We start from the raw sequence: 16,864 nt of genomic DNA, 5'->3' as shown, positions 1-16,864 counted from the left end.
TGTCCTCAGCTTATTCCTTCAGGCTATCGGGTCGGGCATGAGCCTGCATCCCTGCAGGCCACGCCCTCTCGGCGCTCCCTGCGCCTCGCCCCGGCCTTACGGAAACGCTTCGGCGATTTACAGCCGGACCAGGACGTCGCTATAAGTCATTAATTTTGCTGAAGCAACGTTCATCGCTTCAGGAAAAAATGACTGGGGCTCCCTCAACCCACAGGGAGAGGGAGAAAACCGGGCAAGGGTTTTAAGCGGAAATCAGCTCCATCGCCTGCAGAATACGCTTATCCGAAATCGGATACGGCGTACCGAGCTGCTGGGCAAAGAAGCTGACGCGCAGCTCCTCGATCATCCAGCGGATCTCCTGCACGTCTTCATCATCGCGGCGCGCGGGCGGTAGCTTGTTGAGCCACTGCTGCCATGCCTGCTGCACGCTTTCCACTTTCAGCATCTGAACGCGGTCGCGGTGTGGATCGATGGCCATTTTTTCCAGACGTTTTTCAATCGCCTGCAGATAGCGCAGGGTATCGCCGAGACGCTTAAAGCCGTTGCCGGTAACAAAGCCGCGATATACCAGCCCCGCCATCTGCGCCTTCACGTCCGACAGCCCCAGCGCCATGGTCATATCCACGCGCCCTTTCAGGCGTTTGTTGATGTTGAACACGGCGGTGAGGATCTGCTCAACCTGTTTGGCAATCTCTACCACGGTGTCGTTCAGCTCGGCGCGCACCTTTTCATGCAGCGTGGCAAAGGCTTCTTCCGTCCAGACCGGACCGCCCGCCTCGTGGATGAGTTTGTCCACGCCGCAGGAGATACAGTCGTCAATCAGATCCAGCACCTTGCCGTACGGGTTAAAGTACAGCCCCAGCTTGGCTTTGTTCGGCAGCTTCTCGTGCAGATACTTGATCGGCGACGGGATGTTGAGCAGCAGCAGGCGACGCAGCCCACGCCACATCATCTGCTGCTGTTCCAGCGGGTTATCAAAGAGCTTGATCGCCACGCTGTCGCGCTCGTCCACCAGCGCCGGCCAGGCTTTGACTTTATAGTTGCCGCGCTTCTGCTCGTAGCTTTCCGGAAGCTGACCAAAGCTCCAGATGTGCAGCCCGCTCTGCTCGATGCCGTCGTCCGCCACCGCAGAGAGCGTCTCCTGGACTTTGCCTTTCAGGGCTTCTTTCAGCTCGCTCAGGGAACGCCCTTCCTGCAGCTTTCTGTTTTTGTCGTCCACCACGCGGAAGCTGATTTTCAGGTGATCGGGCACCTGATCCCAGTTCCAGTCATCGCGGTCGATGGTGGTGCCGGTCATGCGGCGGAACTCGCGCTCGAGCGCGTCCAGCAGCGGCGTTTCCAGCGGCGTGACGCGGCCTAAAAACGCTTCCGCGTAGTTGGGCGCGGGCACAAAGTTACGGCGCACCGGCTTAGGCAAGGATTTGATCAGCGCAATCACCAGCTCACGACGTAGGCCTGGAATTTGCCACTCAAACCCGCTCTCATCCACCTGGTTCAGCAGCGGCAGCGGAATGTGGACGGTCACGCCGTCCGCGTCCGTGCCCGGTTCAAACTGATAGGTCAGCCGCAGCTTGAGGTTGCCCTGATGCCAGAAGTTCGGGTAGTCGAGTTTGCTGACCGATTCCGCCCCCTCTTTAATCAGCATGCTCTTTTCGAAGTTGAGCAGGTCCGGCGTCTCTTTACTGGCCTTTTTCCACCAGCTGTCGAAGTGGCGGGCAGAGATAACATCATGACTGATGCGCTGGTCGTAAAACTCAAACAGCGCCTCGTCGTCCACCAGAATATCGCGACGGCGGGATTTATGCTCAAGCTCTTCCACTTCGGCGCGCAGCTTCAGGTTTTCGCGGAAGAACGCGTGGCGGGTCTGCCAGTCTCCCTCCACCAGCGCGTGGCGGATAAACAGCTCGCGGCTGAGCGCCGGGTCAATCTGGCTGTAGTTCACCTTACGCGCGGCAACCACCGGCAGGCCGTAAACGGTCACTTTCTCGGTCGCCATTACCGCGCCCTGCGCGCGCTCCCAGTGAGGTTCACTGTACGAGCGTTTCAGCAGGTGCTGCGCCACCGGCTCGACCCATTCCGGATCGATACGCGCGGCAATGCGCCCCCACAGGCGGCTGGTTTCTACCAGCTCGGCAACCATGGTCCACTTCGGCGGTTTCTTGAACAAGCCGGAGCCAGGGAAGATGGAGAAGCGCGCGTTGCGTGCGCCGGTAAATTCCTGCTTGTCCGCATCTTTCATCCCGATATGCGACAACAGGCCGGTCAGCAACGCGATATGAATCTCGCGGTACTCCGCAGGCTCGCTGTTGACCGGAATCCCCAGCTCTTTCACCACCTGGCGCAGCTGGGTGTAGATGTCCTGCCACTCGCGCACGCGCAGGTAGTTAAGGAAATCCACGCGGCACTGGCGGCGGAACTGGTTCGAGGAGAGCGCTTTCTGCTGCTCGCCGAGATAGTTCCACAGGTTTACGAAAGCGAGGAAATCGGACTCTTTGTCGTGGAAGCGACGGTGCTTTTCGTCAGACGCCTGCTGCTTGTCCATCGGACGCTCGCGCGGGTCCTGAATGGAGAGCGCCGAGGTGATGATCATCGCCTCGCGCACGCAGCCGTGCTTTTGCGCTTCCAGCACCATACGGGCCAGACGCGGATCGACCGGCAGCTGGCTGAGCTGGCGGCCCAGCGGCGTCAGCTTATAGGCCGTCACCTGTTCGTCGGTGGTAATCACGCCCAGCTCTTCCAGCAGACGTACGCCGTCCTGAATGTTGCGTTTGTCCGGCGCTTCGACGAACGGGAACGCCGCGATGTCGCCCAGCCCCAGCGCGGTCATCTGCAGGATAACGGACGCCAGGTTGGTACGCAGAATTTCCGGGTCGGTAAATTCCGGGCGCGACAGGAAATCGTCTTCGGAATAGAGACGAATACAGATCCCTTCCGACACGCGGCCGCAGCGGCCTTTACGCTGGTTGGCGGATGCCTGAGAGACCGGCTCAATCGGCAGACGCTGGACCTTGGTGCGGTAGCTGTAGCGGCTGATGCGCGCCGTGCCCGGATCAATCACGTATTTGATACCCGGCACGGTCAGCGAGGTTTCCGCCACGTTGGTCGCCAGAACGATGCGGCGTCCGCCGTGCGGCTGGAACACGCGGTTCTGCTCGCTGTTTGACAGGCGCGCGTAAAGCGGCAGGATCTCCGTATGGCGCAGGTCGCGCTTGCTAAGCGCATCGGCGGTATCGCGGATTTCGCGCTCGCCGCTCATGAAGATCAGGATGTCGCCAGCGCTTTCGTTACCCAGCTCGTCAACCGCATCAAAAATGGCCTGCAGCTGGTCGCGTTCGGTATCATCCGCCTCTTCCACAATTGGGCGATAGCGCACCTCTACCGGATAGGTGCGGCCCGAGACTTCAATAATCGGCGCGTTGTTGAAATGCTTCGAGAAGCGCTCCGGGTCGATGGTCGCGGAGGTGATGATGATTTTCAGATCCGGGCGACGCGGCAGCAGCTCCTTCAGATAGCCGAGCAGGAAGTCAATGTTCAGGCTGCGTTCGTGCGCCTCATCGATGATGATGGTGTCGTACTGCATCAGCAGGCGATCCTGCTGGATTTCCGCCAGCAGAATACCGTCGGTCATCAGCTTGACCATGGTGTTATCACTAACGTGGTCGCTGAATCGCACCTTGTAACCGATGCAGCCGCCCGGCTCCGTTTGCAGCTCTTCGGCAATACGGTTTGCCACGGTACGCGCCGCCAGACGACGCGGCTGGGTGTGGCCAATCAGCCCTTTTAGCCCTCGCCCAAGCTCCATACAGATTTTCGGCAGCTGGGTGGTTTTCCCCGAACCGGTTTCCCCCGCGACAATGACCACCTGGTGGTCGCGGACGGCCTCAAGGATGTCCTGTTTTTTCTGACTGACGGGCAGGTTTTCCGGGTAGGTGATCGCCGGGCGTGCGGCTTCACGCAGCGCAACTTTCCCTGCCGCCTGTTCAATCTCTTTCGCCATCTCCTGGTAAATGGCCTGTTGTGCATCAGGATTTTTAACCTTCTTCACCCCGTGCAGACGGCGGGCAAAGCGCTGTTTATCGCGCAGCATCAGGGAATCAAGCTGTTGCAGGAGCATCGGGAAGGTTAATTTTTGTTGTTCTGTCATAGCGTTAAAGGGCTGTACACGCCCTGATAAACTCTCTTTTTAATGATTGCTATAGAGTACCACATTGACGCCTTTCGCGCCTTATTCAAAAAATTCGAACATAGACTTCGATATATTGCGCTATCTCTGTGGCAGGATTGTGAATAGAGTGTCAACAAGCAACGGGGCAACCCCCTTCAATCAAATGCAACAACAGGAATCACCCATGAGCAAAGTATTAGTTTTGAAATCCAGTATTCTGGCAGGGTACTCTCAGTCTGGTCAGCTGTCTGATTACTTCGTTGAACAGTGGCGTGAACAGCATTCTGCTGACGAAATCACCGTGCGTGACCTGGCTGCAAACCCGATTCCTGTGCTGGACGGCGAGCTGGTTGGCGCGCTGCGTCCAAGCGATGCACCACTGACTCCGCGTCAGCAGGAAGCCCTGGCGCTGTCTGATGAACTGATTGCAGAACTGCAGGCGCATGACGTTATCGTCATCAACGCCCCAATGTACAACTTCAACATCCCTACCCAGCTGAAGAACTACTTCGACCTGGTAGCGCGTGCTGGTGTGACCTTCCGTTACACTGAAAACGGCCCTGAAGGTCTGGTGAAAGGCAAGCGTGCGGTTGTACTGACCAGCCGTGGCGGTATTCACAAAGATACCCCAACCGATCTGGTTGCGCCGTACCTGACCCTCTTCCTGGGCTTCATCGGCATCACCGACGTGAATTTCGTGTTCGCTGAAGGTATCGCTTACGGTCCTGAAGTGGCGACCAAAGCGCAGAACGATGCGAAAGCAGCCATCGACGGCTTCGTCGCAGCCTAAGAATTCCCCCTCTCACCGCCAGGTGGGAGGGTTTTTCTTTTCCCCCGCTTTTCGTTATCATCCGCTCCCACTCTCCAGCCGGGCGGCCTGATGTCTGCGATTATTGATTCTTTTATTGCCCCACCGTGTCGCGACGACATTGAGATCCTCTGGCAGGATGAACATCTGCTGCTCATCAATAAGCCTTCCGGCCTGCTCAGCCTCTCGGGCAAAAATCCGCAAAACCTCGATTCCGTTCATTACCGTCTGGTGCAAAACTTCCCGGGCTGCACGCTGGTGCATCGCCTTGATTTTGGGACGTCCGGGATAATGGTGGTTGCGCGTAATAAAGCGATTAACGCCGCGCTTTGTCATCAGTTCAGCCAGCGCGCCGTGAAGAAGGTGTATAGCGCCCTGCTGTGCGGGCATGTTGAAAATGACGAAGGGGTGATTGACGCGCCGATTGCCAAAGACCCGGCGCTGTTTCCGCTGATGTCGATTTGCGCCGTCACGGGCAAACCGGCGCGCTCCCGCTACCGGGTCATCGAACGTTTTTATCAGACGACGGGGTTACCGTTGACGCGGGTTGCGCTCACGCCAGAGACGGGACGAACCCATCAGCTGCGCATTCACTGCCAGCAGCTGGGTCACCCTATTTTGGGCTGCGATTTATATGGCGGCCTTGAATGGCCGGGCGCCGAAACGACGCCGCGGCTGATGCTGCACGCCAGCGGGCTGGATTTTGTGCATCCGGTGAGCGGCGAGACGATTAACGCCCGACACGCTGCTCCGTTTTAGACAGGGTTTACCACATCAAATCGTCAGGGATTTTGAAGTCCGCGTACGGATCGTCTTCATCCTGCTCTTCCTGGCTCAGCGCGCTGTTCAACACAATGCTGTCGGCATCGCGCTGGGCTATTTTGTCGGCCACCACCGCCGGGATAATCGCGTATTCACAGTCGCCGCTTGCGTTAATGACCAGGCGGGCAATCGCCAGACGGCCGTTGATCAGCTGAGCCTGGGTTTGCTTGTCGACCTCGATTTTTTTGATCAGATTGCCGTCGGTGAAGTTGAAGGTGATGTTGCCCCTTGAAACGGTGATGCGGTTCATCTCAATCAGCTGCTTCACCTGGGCTTTAAACTCTTTCGCCAGCACGGCCTGCTTTTGCTGCTCGCTCAGCAGCTTGTCGCGCTCAAGCTGCGCTTTCTTGTTCTCTTCGACCGCTTCACGGGCCTCACGCGCCTGAACGCGTGATTTCTTTGCCGTGCGCTGCACTTTCGCCACTTTCTTGCTGCTGACTAAGCCCGCTTTCAGCATCTGCTCTTGTAAGGTGAGTTTTGTCATGATTGTTTCTAAACCGGTTGGATATTTTGGGCAGTATAACGTGAAGTGCGCCGTTCATGAAGTTCGCTCATGTTGCATTGAAATTAAGTCACTTCCCCTCTGCCACTGGCTCAGGCATAAATTATGCATTGATAACTTCCTGGCAACATGAACTTAGGATGCATAACCACAATGAGTAAAGCTTTTACATTTAGCCTTAAGCGCAGTTGCTTTGATGAAAATTACAACCCGTCAGAAAATACGCGTACCACGACCAACTTTGCTAACCTGGCGCGCGGCGAAAAGCGTCAGGAAAACCTGCGCAATACGCTGGTGATGATCAACAACCGCTTCAACGCCTTAGCGCGCTGGGATAACCCTAAAGCCGATCGTTATGCGGTTGAGCTTGAAATTATTTCCGTTGATATGAACATCGATGGAGAAAATAGCTTCCCGGCCATAGAAATATTGCAGACGTTCATTGTCGACAAGCAAACCCATGAGCGCATCGAAGGCATTGTCGGGAATAACTTCTCTTCTTACGTGCGTGACTATGACTTCAGCGTATTGCTGCTCGAACATAATAAAGATCGCTCAACGTTCAGCATCCCGGAGAACTTTGGTGAATTGCACGGCAACATCTTCAAGCACTTCACCCACTCTGCTGAATACAGAGAAAACTTCAAAAAACCGCCGGTGATCTGCCTGAGTGTCTCCAGCAAAGATACTTACCATCGTACGGGCAACACGCACCCTGTATTGGGGATTGAGTACCAGCCGGACGGTACATCCCTGACTGAACAATACTTTGGCAAGATGGGCCTGAAGGTGCGTTATTTCATGCCTGAGAACAGCGCTGCGCCTTTTGCCTTTTATTATTCCGGTGATTTGCTGGCGGATTATACGAATCTTGAACTGATTGGAACGATCAGCACCATGGAAACATTCCAGAAAATTTACCGTCCTGAAATTTATAATGCGAACTCGACCGCCGGACAGTGCTATCAGCCGGATCTGAATCAGCAGGATCATTCATTAACGAAAATTGTTTATGACCGTGAAGAGCGCAGCCAGTTAGCGATTCAACAGGGCAAATTTACGGAAGAACAGTTTATTAAGCCTTACAAACAACGTCTTGAGCAGTGGTCTCATAACTTCACGCTTTAATTAACCGATAATAAAGGTCTTCTATTATGAAAACATTGCTCCCGACATCAACGGCTGGCAGCTTACCTAAACCAACCTGGCTAGCACAACCTGAAACGCTGTGGTCCCCGTGGAAACTTCAGGATGATGAATTACTGGCGGGTAAGCAGGATGCGCTGCGTTTATCCCTTGACGAGCAGCTACGCGCGGGCATTGATATCGTCAGCGACGGCGAGCAGACCCGTCAGCACTTTGTTACCACCTTTATTGAGCACCTGAGCGGCGTCGATTTTGAGAACCGCCAGACGGTGCGCATTCGCAACCGCTATGACGCGAGCGTGCCGACCGTGGTTTCAGCCGTTGCGCGTCAAAAGCCGGTATTCGTGGACGATGCGAAATACCTGCGCCAGCTGACGGACAAGCCGATCAAATGGGCGCTGCCGGGCCCGATGACCATGATCGACACGCTTTACGACGCCCACTACAAAAGCCGCGAAAAGCTGGCCTGGGAATTTGCCAAAATTCTCAATCAGGAAGCGCGCGAGCTGGAAGCCGCAGGCGTCGATATCATCCAGTTTGATGAACCTGCCTTTAACGTCTTTTTCGACGAGGTCAACGACTGGGGTATCGCTGCGCTGGAACGCGCCGTTGAAGGGCTGAAGTGCGAAACCGCGGTACACATCTGCTACGGATACGGCATCAAGGCCAATACCGACTGGAAAAAGACGCTCGGCTCTGAGTGGCGCCAGTACGAAGAGGCTTTCCCTAAGCTGCAGACCTCAAACATCGACATCATTTCGCTGGAGTGCCACAACTCGCGCGTGCCGATGGATCTGCTGGAGCTGATCCGCGGCAAAAAAGTGATGGTAGGCGCGATTGACGTGGCGACGAACCATATCGAAACGCCGGAGGAAGTCGCCGATACGCTGCGTAAAGCGCTGCAGTTTGTCGATGCAGACAAGCTTTACCCGTCCACCAACTGCGGAATGGCGCCCCTTTCCCGTCAGGTTGCTAACGGCAAGCTGAGGGCGCTGAGCGCGGGCGCAGAGATCGTTCGCCGTGAGATTTTGGCAAAATAATCTCGTCCTTCCCGGGAGAGGCTCACTCTCCCGGGTATCGCATTATTCACTCACGCCTTGCAACCACTCACCGACGCTTTCTACCGATTGCTGCGCAGGCGCACGCGAGACCGGCTGACCCTGCCTGAGCACCAGCAACGTGGGCAGACCGCGCACGCCAAGCTGGCTTGCCAGTTCCGTGTTCAGATCGGCGTCCAGATAGCGGGTATCAAACCGCGCCGTCAGCGGAATCAACTTCTCGTTCGCCAGCAGTTGCCAGAGCCTGCGGCAGTGCACGCAGCGCTCCGCCCCGACAAACAGCAGTATTGGGCCATCGCTTTCCAGCTCGCCCGACGCGCTCACCGTTTTAAACGCGCTTTCTGCCACGCGGAACAGTTTTGGACTGCGGCGAAGGGTGTCGTTATCCGTCGCGACGCACAGCGCATCGGCGCTTTTACTGTAGGGCTTCACGCCTGCGACCCGCACCACGCTTTGCGCCGGGCCAGCCGGCGCCGCGCCCGGCAGGCGTAAGGTTCGAACATCCACCGGGACTATTGGCGTTTCCAGCGGCTGAGAAAGCTGTGGGATCCAGGCATAAGGAATGCGGTACGCGCGGTAAACCATGTTGTTGTTGAGCGTCTTGCCCCAGAACGGCGACACGTACTCCCAGACGATTTCATGATTGCGGGTCACTTCAAAAATGCGCCCGTTGGAGCCTTCATTAATCAGGGTATTGCCATTTTCGAGGCGCTGCATATTACTGATGTACGGGCTATAAAAACGGTATGAATCGGTTGGCTGGGGCAGATCCGCTTCATACGGCGAGTAACGCCACTCGATATCCAGCGTCACAGGGTTAATTTCGAGGATCCGCGAATAGTCGCGCCAGGCGTTTTTCACCCCGTCCGCCGAGGCCGGGTTTGGCGCACCGTATCCGGCCCAGCCCCCGTTATCGAAAATAAGGATATTGCCTGCGCCGGGCAGTCCCTGCGGGATCATGTGCGCGTGGTGCTGGCCGATGATCCAGCCGATGTGTTTTAGCGCTGGCGTGCTGTAATCCGGACCAAGCTGCCAGACGATGTTGCCGCTCTGCTTATCGATGATGGCGATGATGTTGGACTCGCGGGCGTCCCAGATGATGTTGTCAGGGTGGAAGCGGCTGTCTCCGGCGTCATACCATTTATTCGGTCCCAGCGTGGACATCGAGTTGATATGCATCCAGTCGCCCATTCCGCCGCCGCTGGCGCGCATGTTGGGGTTATTGTAAAGCGCGGTGCGCGCCGCATCGTCGAAGCCCAGCTCCTCAAAATGATCGCTGCAGCGCCATTCCCACACCACGTTTCCCTGCCAGTCGACCTCAATAATGGTGTCGTCCAGCAGAACCTTGTCCGATATCGCCTCGTTGACCAGGTTGGTGTGGGCGAGGATCAGGGTATTCCCCCCTTCGACCTGCGGCTCCAGCCCCGGCGCGTAGTAGCCAACCGGGTTGCCCGCGCGCTGATAGTCGTGGTGCGCCCGCGCCATCCAGCGGGTTTCATTGCCGGGGTCGCTCACGTTCTCATAGCGATCGAAGGACCATGTCACATTGCCTTCCCAGTCCACCTGGATCAAATCGAGCATATCCTGCATGCCGTAGCGCGGGTCGCGCTCGCCGCTGTGTCCGAGGATCGCCCCGCCGGGCAGAATTTTGTTAGGGAAGCCGTGAAGCTCAGGCCATTCGCGCACCACGGTGCCGTTCATGTCGACCAGCACCGCGCCATGCTCGGTGGCCTGGAAAAGGGTATAGCCGCTCCACGCGCGCGCAGGATCGTAAAGCGTCGCGCCGGTGGGGAAAACGGAAGGATGTCCCATGTATTGCTCCTTAGTGAAGGTTATCAGGCAGAGGTAATAAGAGTGCGAATATGGCGGCAGGCGTCGGCGAACGCGGCGTCGTCACGCTGTCGCGGGTGCGGCAGCGTAAGGCTCACCACTTCGCGTATGCGGCCGGGACGTGGGGAAAGCACCACGACCCGGTCGGCCAGGGCGACCGCCTCTTCGACGTCATGGGTCACCAGCAGTGTGGTGGTTCCCTCGCTTCTGTGAATCTGCAAAAGCGCCTGCTGCAGGGTGTGCCGCGTCAGGGCGTCGAGCGCGCCGAACGGCTCGTCCAGCATCAGAATTTGTGGGCGGGCAACCAGGCCACGAGCAATAGCGACGCGCTGGGCCATCCCGCCGGAAAGCTGCGCGGGTAGCGCGCCCTCGAACTCGGTGAGCTGCACCCGCGCCAGCATCTCCCGCGCGCGCTGGCATTTGGCGGCACGGCTCAGTTTTTCATCCGCCAGCCCCAGCATGACGTTGTCGATCACACTCAGCCAGGGGAACAGCCGGGGTTCCTGGAACACGATGCCGCGCTCTTTGCCCACGCCGGTGACCCGCTCGCCGCTGATGCGAATTTCTCCCTGCGTCGCCTCTTCAAGGCCGACCAGCATGCGCAGAAGCGTCGACTTACCGCAGCCGCTGCTGCCCACCAGCACCACCAGTTCACCGGCAGCGATGTCGAGACTAAAATTTTGCAGCGCCGTGACCTGCTGCCAGGTTTTACGCACATGTTGAAATGAGACCAGAGTTTGAGCGGTCATGATGGCTCCTGTTGGCGCCAGCGGGTGGCGCGAAGTTCCAGTAAACGTCCGGCTTTATCCAGCGCTGCGCCGGTGAGACCGACCAGCACCATGCCGCAGAGAATGGTGGGCATATCCAGCAGCTGCTGGGCGTTAATCATCAGGCTGCCGATCCCGGCGCCCGAGGACATGAAGTATTCCGCGCCAATGTTGCCAAGCCAGGCGTAGATCATCGCCAGCCGCAGCCCGGCGAAAATACCGGGCGCCGCGCCGGGAAGGATCAGCATCCGCAGGCGCGTCAGGCCGCCTAAACGCAGCACGCGCGCCACTTCGTCCAGCTGCGGGTTACGCTGCAGCACGGCCTGAAGGGTGCTAAAGAACATCGGAAAGAACGAGGCCAGGGCGATAAAGACGATTTTACCGACGTTATCGTTGCCCACCCACGCGGTCAGCAGCGGTAGCCACGCAAAAAGGGCAATATGGCGCAGCACGTTGAGCGATGGCGTCACGATCTGCCCGGCGCGCGGCCGCAGCGCCAGCAGTAATCCGCAGAGCAGGCCACCGGCAATACCCGCCGCCCCGCCCGTAAAGGCGCGCCCGAGGCTTGCCAGCATCGCCGTCGCCAGCTCCCCGCTTGCCGCGCCCTGCATAAAGCGCCCGGCGACCGCCAGCGGCGAAGAGAACAGCGCCCCGTCAATCCATCCCCATCGGCTAGTCAGCTGCCACAGCACCAGCAGCAGAACCGGCAGCTGCAGCGCCTGCCAGCTGGCCTGCGGTTTCCAGGCAAGACGCCCGACGGCGGGCTGGGGCCAGAACACCAGTCGGGAAAAGGCCCGATTCGCCGCCCACTCCATCAGCATGCCGCTGAAGCCCACCACCGCAATGGTGACGAAAACGATATCCAGCTGAAAAAGCTGACGTCCCCAGACCATCAGGTAGCCAATGCCCTCCGACGAGGCGAGCAGTTCAACAACGATCAGCGACACCCAGGCCTGAGAGAGCGCCAGCCGCAGGCCGGTGAACCAGCCCGGCAGGCTCGCGGGGATCACCAGCCAGCGAAGACGCTGCCAGCGGGAAAAATTCATCACCCTGGCGGCCTCGCTCAGGGTATGGGGCACGCTGGTTACCGCCTGCTGCGTGTTGATCGTCATCGGCACGATGGTGGTTTTGATGATTACCGCCAGCTTCAGGCCGTTATCGATCCCGAACAGCACCATAAACAGCGGGATCCACCCCAGGGTCGGGATTTGCGCCAGCGCGTAAAACAGCGGCTCCACGCGACGCGCCGCACCGGGAACCAGGCCGAACAGCGCGCCTAACAGCGTGCCGGCGAACGCGCCTGCCAGCAGGCCCAGCAGCAAATGCTGCAGGCTAAACGCCCACTGGGAGAGAAGGTCTCCGGCCAGGAGCGAGAGCGCCGTGTCGGCGACCACCGAAGGCGCGGGTAAAATTTGTTCCGGCATCCAGTGGCGCTCTACGGCGATGGACCACAGCAGCAGCAGTAGCGCGGGCAATATCCACGGCCAGCCGTTAAGTCGTACTTTCTGCCTTCCGGATGAGCCCGTTTTTAAAATTATCTGCGACATAGTGCTTCACGTTTAAACCCGTCATGCCGCTATAAAACCCCGCCCCGTTCCCCTCCGTCATTGCGTTACGCGAATAATCCCGATGCAACAAATGCATTTCAACCTGCCGGACTCGCTGGCGCTGATTTAGCTCATTTTCACCTGTTCTTTGCTAATAAAAGCATTTAACAACGGGCCGGGCGGCTCATTAGGGTGAGAAAAAAACCTCGGAGTAACTTGTTATGATGAAAGCATTTTTTAGTCGCGCTCTGCTGCCACTGGTGGCCGCCTTCGCCCTGATGGGGAACGCCAGCGCCGAAGCGCTGCACGCCATTCGCATCGGCGTGCCGGATCAAAGTGCGGGCAGTAAGCCCTTTATTGAAGGCCCGGTCGGCATGGCGTACATCCGCCACCAGCTTGAGGCGGTGTTCAAACCTCAGGGCGTAGAAATCCAGTGGCAGTTCTTTAAGGGCGCGGGTCCGGCGGTGAATGAAGCGCTGGCAAACCAACAGCTTGATTTTGTCTACCTTGGCGATCTGGCGGCCATCATCGGCAAAGCGAACGGCCTTCCCACGCGCCTGCTGCTGGGCAGCCGCGGGTCGGAGTCTTACCTGGCGGTCACCCGCGCCTCGGGCATTAAAACCCTGGCGGATTTAAAGGGTAAACGGGTCGCGGTCTATCGCGGTACGGCGGACCAGCTGGCGTTCGACCGCGCCCTGCAAACCGCGGGGCTCACGGAAAGAAACCTGCAGGTCATTAATCTCGACTGGAATGCCGGAAAAGCGGCGCTGGCGGCGGGCCGCGTGGATGCCGTCTGGGGCGGCGTGTCTCTTCTGGCGTTGCGGGGCGATAAGATCGACGTGGTGGTGAAGAGCGGCGATTCCGGTCGCCAGAACACCACGCAGGCGGGGTTCCTGGGGACACAAACCTTTATTGACGCCTGGCCGCAGGCGACGCAGCAGATTATCGACGTGCTGGTGAAGAACGCGGCAGAAATCAGCGATCCGAACAACCGTGAAGCCTGGTCGGCAGAAATGGCACAGCAAAGCCAAATCCCCAGGGCGCTGTTCCTGGAGGAACTGCAGCCGCAGGATCTTAACTTCACCACCTCACCGCGCATCGATCCCTTCCTGACCGACAGCTTTACCAACAGCGTTGAACAGGCGCATTCGGGCCGCCTGATCCGCAGCGCCTTTAGTGCCAAGGAGTGGGTTGACGGCTCCTTCGTCGAGCAGGCCCTCAAGGCGCAAAAGCTGGAAAACCACTGGCCGCAGTACTCGCCTCAGGGCCAGCCGCTTTAACTCCCCTCCTCCTGCGCCAGCAGCTGATTCTGATGCTGGCGGTCGGCATGGAGGATCGTCTCAATCATCTTTTCCACCAGCGGCGGCTGGGTAGCATGGACCGGAGAAATAATGGCAAACCGGGTCTGCATCAGCCGCCACTCTTCCGGCAGGTCGCTTATCTCCAGCTTTACCAGCCGATGGCTGTGCTGGCACAGCGCAAAGCCATCCTCGCTGGCGAAGCTTATCGCGGGGGTATAGGCGAGCGTTGAGAGCAGCGCATAGACGTGATCGCACTGGATCGCGGGGGTAAAATCCTGCTGCTGGCTGAGGGTAGCCAGCACCTTGCGCACGCCCGGCGGTAAATAGGGGGCCGCAAAGGGGTAACGCAACAGCGCCTGCACGGATACAGTGCCCTGCTGCGCCAGCGGGTGGTCGGCATGGCAGATAAAAAAACAGCGTTGCGGGCTGAGCGGCTGCACCCGCAGCTGGGGATCCAGCTCCGCCTGCCAGCTATCGGCCACGACAAATGGATAATGCTGCGTGGTCAGCGCCTGATGCAGCGTAAACCAGTTATCGATCTGAAAGCGTACCTTCGCCTGCGGCATGCTGCGATGAAACGCTCCCACCGCGGCGGGGATCAGGCGGGCAGCCGGGGCCGGACCGCAGCCGAACGTCACTTCGCCGGTCTGCGCCTCCTCCGTTTCGCGCATCTGGCTGCTGAGCTCAACGTTCAGCTCCTGAAACCGTCGGGCGTAGGGCAGCAGCGTTTGGCCGTGCAGCGTCAGGGTGGCCAGCTTGCTTTGCCGGTCAAATAAGGGATGCCCGACGCTCTGCTCCAGCGCCTGAATGCTGCGGCTAAAAGCCGACTGCGAGAGGCACACCGCCTCTGCCGCGCGATTAAAACTGCCGTATTCAACCAGCGCGACGAAGTTGCGCAGTTGGCGAAAATCAAGATGCATAGGCCCGGATTATCCTTTTACGTTTTCGCTACAGTACGGGATAGCGGCCAGGTCGCGCAATCTCGGGTTCATCTTTGCCAGTACGGCGGCGTGCCGAACCGCTCTACGTAATAATCAATCACCGCCCTGACGTTAAGGGGCGGATGACGCGCGTTCGGGTAGATCGCCGCAATGGTTTGCGGCTCGGTGTTGATCGAACATTCATGATCCGGCAGAAGCGACACCAGCTCGCCGCTGTTTAGCCTTTCGCTCACCAGCCAGTCGGGGAACAGCACGATCCCCATTCCGCCCAGCGCGGCAATCAGCAGCGTTTCGGCGTTGTTGGAGGTCATCAGCGGCGCAACGGGATAGTGAACCCACGCCGCATTCGGACGGCGAATGAGCCAGCGGTTAGGCCCGGACGATCCGCGATAGACAAGGCAGCTGTGATGCGTCAGATCCTCCGGCGCATCCGGCGAACCGTGCCGCTGCAGATAGGACGGCGATGCCGCCAGATGATACAGCTGCTGCCCGAGCACCCGCGCGTGAAAAGAGGAGTCCGTCAGCGTGCCAATGCGGAACAACACGTCGGCGGCGTCCCGGTGAGGGTCGATAAAGTCGTCGGTGAGGGTCAAATCAAGATTGAGCCGGGGGTAGCGCGCCGACAGCCCCGCCAGGCCAGGGGCTACGTGCCGCTGTCCAAAAAATACCGGGCAGTTAATGCGAATTAGCCCAGTTGGCTCGATGGATCGCTCATCCAGCTCCCGGCGCGCCTCGTCAAGACTTCCTGCCATCGCCCGGGCGTAGCGGATAAAGAGATGCCCGCTTTCAGTCGGGATCACGGCCCGCGTATTGCGATAAAAAAGCTGCTGGCCGAGCGCGTCCTCAAGCTGGTGGATCACGCGTGAAACCTGCGAGGCGGAGATCCCTTCCCGCCGCGCAACCACGGAGAAATTCTGCGATTCATAAACCGCGATAAAGATCAGCAGCGCGCGAATGCTGATATTTCCGGCATCGATCATTAGTGCATTTCCTGCAATGGTGTTTCCTGCATTATGGCATTTTTCTCACTGCTGATACCCCGTATTCTTCGTCGCCTGAACAACGAGAGAGTGAGCTATGCAACTTATTTTAATTTTCCTGGTGATTGCTGGCGGGATGGGGCTGTCCGTAGAGGCGGGACTGCTGGGACCGCTGGGCGGCGAAGTGGGTGATTTATGGGCCACGTTCAGCATCTTCGGCGTGGGTGCCGCGCTGACGTTTCTGCTGATGCTGTTTTTCAGCCCGCGCAACAGCCCGTCATTTTTTACACAGCCGTCCTGGCAACTGCTCGGCGGAGTGCTCGGCCCCGTGTACGTGGTCATTCTGACCGTTGCGACACCCGCTATCGGCATCGCGATGACCATGATTGGCATTCTGGCCGGTCAGGTGTTTAAGAGCCTGATCATCGATCACTTTGGTCTGCTGGGTACGCCACACAGGAAGATAAACGCGAAACGCATCGTGGCGCTGGTTTTTATTATTGCCGCACTGGTTCTGGTGGCTCAGGGGTAAACGTATGACACTGATGATGATTCTACTGGCCGTCTGCGGCGGCGCGACGCTGAGCATTCAGGCCGCGATCAACGGACAGCTCGGCAGCAGCGTGGGCGTATTTAAAAGCGCGTTTCTGACCTTTTCCGTCGGCGCACTGGTGACCGCCCTGCTCATTTTCTTCTTTGAGCCTAAGCAGACGATCACGCTGCTGGACGTGCCAAAATGGCAGCTCCTCGGCGCGATGTTTGGCGTGCCCTATATCGTGATAATGGTGCTCGCCGTACAGCGGATCGGCACCGCCGTCGCCACGGTAGCAGTGATCTTCGGCCAGCTCACCATGAGCATGCTGATTGATAACTTTGGCTGGCTGGGCAATCCCGCCATTCCGTTTTCACTGAGTCGCCTGGGTGCGGTAGTTTGCCTGGGGATTGCCCTGTACTTCATCTACTCCAGCAGCAAAACCGGCAGCGTCCGCAACTAGGC

The 16,864-nt window shown here is 58.4% G+C and carries 14 protein-coding genes; 7 read left to right on the top strand and 7 right to left on the bottom strand.

Going from position 1 to position 16,864, the window contains the following annotated elements; translation table 11 throughout:
• Positions 1-241 precede the first annotated feature (241 nt).
• Positions 242-4,144 (bottom strand): ATP-dependent RNA helicase HrpA, encoded by a 3,903-nt coding sequence (gene hrpA, locus ACOQH0_RS10860; protein WP_421512237.1) that lies wholly within the window; start codon positions 4,142-4,144, stop codon positions 242-244.
• 205 nt (positions 4,145-4,349) lie between these two features.
• On the opposite strand from hrpA, the gene azoR reads away from it, so the two are divergent.
• A complete protein-coding gene (azoR, locus tag ACOQH0_RS10855; protein WP_421512236.1) occupies positions 4,350-4,955 on the top strand; it encodes an FMN-dependent NADH-azoreductase in 606 nt (201 codons plus the stop codon).
• 90 nt (positions 4,956-5,045) lie between these two features.
• The gene (locus ACOQH0_RS10850) at positions 5,046-5,732 is read left to right on the top strand and encodes an RluA family pseudouridine synthase (protein WP_421512235.1); all 687 of its coding nucleotides are present in this window, start codon (positions 5,046-5,048) and stop codon (positions 5,730-5,732) included.
• Positions 5,733-5,739: 7 nt separating this feature from the next.
• Here ACOQH0_RS10850 and ACOQH0_RS10845 read toward each other — a convergent pair whose 3' ends face one another.
• Positions 5,740-6,279 (bottom strand): DUF2058 domain-containing protein, encoded by a 540-nt coding sequence (locus ACOQH0_RS10845; RefSeq protein ID WP_010430875.1) that lies wholly within the window; start codon positions 6,277-6,279, stop codon positions 5,740-5,742.
• A 171-nt stretch (positions 6,280-6,450) separates the two neighbouring features.
• On the opposite strand from ACOQH0_RS10845, the gene ACOQH0_RS10840 reads away from it, so the two are divergent.
• Positions 6,451-7,425, top strand: a complete 975-nt coding sequence (locus ACOQH0_RS10840; RefSeq protein WP_174339505.1) for a DUF1852 domain-containing protein — start codon at positions 6,451-6,453, stop codon at positions 7,423-7,425.
• A gap of 26 nt (positions 7,426-7,451) precedes the next feature.
• Positions 7,452-8,483, top strand: a complete 1,032-nt coding sequence (locus ACOQH0_RS10835; RefSeq protein ID WP_042718542.1) for a methionine synthase — start codon at positions 7,452-7,454, stop codon at positions 8,481-8,483.
• Positions 8,484-8,525: 42 nt separating this feature from the next.
• On the opposite strand, the gene ACOQH0_RS10830 is transcribed toward ACOQH0_RS10835, so the two are convergent.
• The 3 genes from ACOQH0_RS10830 to ACOQH0_RS10820 are packed head-to-tail and all read right to left on the bottom strand — an operon-like array spanning position 8,526 to position 12,645.
• Positions 8,526-10,313 carry an aryl-sulfate sulfotransferase gene (locus ACOQH0_RS10830; RefSeq protein ID WP_421512234.1) on the bottom strand — a complete coding sequence of 596 codons (1,788 nt, stop codon included), beginning with the start codon at positions 10,311-10,313 and terminating at the stop codon, positions 8,526-8,528.
• Between the two features lie 23 nt (positions 10,314-10,336).
• Entirely contained in the window at positions 10,337-11,080 is a 744-nt protein-coding gene (locus tag ACOQH0_RS10825) for an ABC transporter ATP-binding protein (RefSeq protein ID WP_218308215.1), read from the bottom strand.
• On the bottom strand, positions 11,077-12,645 hold the full coding sequence (locus tag ACOQH0_RS10820) for an ABC transporter permease (protein WP_421512233.1): 1,569 nt from the start codon (positions 12,643-12,645) through the stop codon (positions 11,077-11,079). Before ACOQH0_RS10820 ends, ACOQH0_RS10825 begins: the two co-directional genes overlap by 4 nt.
• A gap of 221 nt (positions 12,646-12,866) precedes the next feature.
• Between ACOQH0_RS10820 and ACOQH0_RS10815 the strand changes: the two genes are divergently transcribed.
• Positions 12,867-13,925, top strand: coding sequence for an ABC transporter substrate-binding protein (locus ACOQH0_RS10815; RefSeq protein WP_182946878.1), 1,059 nt, complete (start codon positions 12,867-12,869; stop codon positions 13,923-13,925).
• Here the strand turns inward: ACOQH0_RS10815 and ACOQH0_RS10810 are convergent.
• The gene (locus tag ACOQH0_RS10810; RefSeq protein WP_421512232.1) at positions 13,922-14,866 is read right to left on the bottom strand and encodes a LysR family transcriptional regulator; all 945 of its coding nucleotides are present in this window, start codon (positions 14,864-14,866) and stop codon (positions 13,922-13,924) included. The two genes, ACOQH0_RS10815 and ACOQH0_RS10810, sit on opposite strands and share 4 nt — an antisense overlap.
• 68 nt (positions 14,867-14,934) lie before the next feature.
• The gene (locus ACOQH0_RS10805) at positions 14,935-15,867 is read right to left on the bottom strand and encodes a LysR substrate-binding domain-containing protein (RefSeq protein WP_421512231.1); all 933 of its coding nucleotides are present in this window, start codon (positions 15,865-15,867) and stop codon (positions 14,935-14,937) included.
• A gap of 97 nt (positions 15,868-15,964) precedes the next feature.
• Between ACOQH0_RS10805 and ACOQH0_RS10800 the strand changes: the two genes are divergently transcribed.
• Positions 15,965-16,399: a DMT family transporter gene (locus ACOQH0_RS10800; RefSeq protein ID WP_010430856.1), complete on the top strand. Its 435-nt coding sequence runs from the start codon at positions 15,965-15,967 to the stop codon at positions 16,397-16,399.
• A 4-nt stretch (positions 16,400-16,403) separates the two neighbouring features.
• The gene (locus ACOQH0_RS10795; RefSeq protein ID WP_421512230.1) at positions 16,404-16,862 is read left to right on the top strand and encodes a DMT family transporter; all 459 of its coding nucleotides are present in this window, start codon (positions 16,404-16,406) and stop codon (positions 16,860-16,862) included.
• The last annotated feature ends 2 nt before the right edge of the window (positions 16,863-16,864 follow it).

The organism is Enterobacter sp. JS8-1 (assembly GCF_049187015.1).
Taxonomy (GTDB): domain Bacteria; phylum Pseudomonadota; class Gammaproteobacteria; order Enterobacterales; family Enterobacteriaceae; genus Enterobacter; species Enterobacter mori.
The sequence above is the reverse complement of the archived record's forward strand: the minus strand, read 5'-3'. Positions and strand labels throughout refer to the sequence as shown.

Coding starts and splice junctions, on each gene's coding strand:
- azoR (WP_421512236.1), top strand. CDS start 4,350: ATGAGCAAAGTATTAGTTTTGAAATCCAGTATTCTGGCAGGGTACTCT.
- ACOQH0_RS10810 (WP_421512232.1), bottom strand. CDS start 14,866: ATGCATCTTGATTTTCGCCAACTGCGCAACTTCGTCGCGCTGGTTGAA.
- ACOQH0_RS10795 (WP_421512230.1), top strand. CDS start 16,404: ATGACACTGATGATGATTCTACTGGCCGTCTGCGGCGGCGCGACGCTG.
- ACOQH0_RS10850 (WP_421512235.1), top strand. CDS start 5,046: ATGTCTGCGATTATTGATTCTTTTATTGCCCCACCGTGTCGCGACGAC.
- ACOQH0_RS10800 (WP_010430856.1), top strand. CDS start 15,965: ATGCAACTTATTTTAATTTTCCTGGTGATTGCTGGCGGGATGGGGCTG.
- ACOQH0_RS10840 (WP_174339505.1), top strand. CDS start 6,451: ATGAGTAAAGCTTTTACATTTAGCCTTAAGCGCAGTTGCTTTGATGAA.
- ACOQH0_RS10820 (WP_421512233.1), bottom strand. CDS start 12,645: ATGTCGCAGATAATTTTAAAAACGGGCTCATCCGGAAGGCAGAAAGTA.
- hrpA (WP_421512237.1), bottom strand. CDS start 4,144: ATGACAGAACAACAAAAATTAACCTTCCCGATGCTCCTGCAACAGCTT.
- ACOQH0_RS10805 (WP_421512231.1), bottom strand. CDS start 15,867: ATGATCGATGCCGGAAATATCAGCATTCGCGCGCTGCTGATCTTTATC.
- ACOQH0_RS10835 (WP_042718542.1), top strand. CDS start 7,452: ATGAAAACATTGCTCCCGACATCAACGGCTGGCAGCTTACCTAAACCA.
- ACOQH0_RS10830 (WP_421512234.1), bottom strand. CDS start 10,313: ATGGGACATCCTTCCGTTTTCCCCACCGGCGCGACGCTTTACGATCCT.
- ACOQH0_RS10815 (WP_182946878.1), top strand. CDS start 12,867: ATGATGAAAGCATTTTTTAGTCGCGCTCTGCTGCCACTGGTGGCCGCC.
- ACOQH0_RS10845 (WP_010430875.1), bottom strand. CDS start 6,279: ATGACAAAACTCACCTTACAAGAGCAGATGCTGAAAGCGGGCTTAGTC.
- ACOQH0_RS10825 (WP_218308215.1), bottom strand. CDS start 11,080: ATGACCGCTCAAACTCTGGTCTCATTTCAACATGTGCGTAAAACCTGG.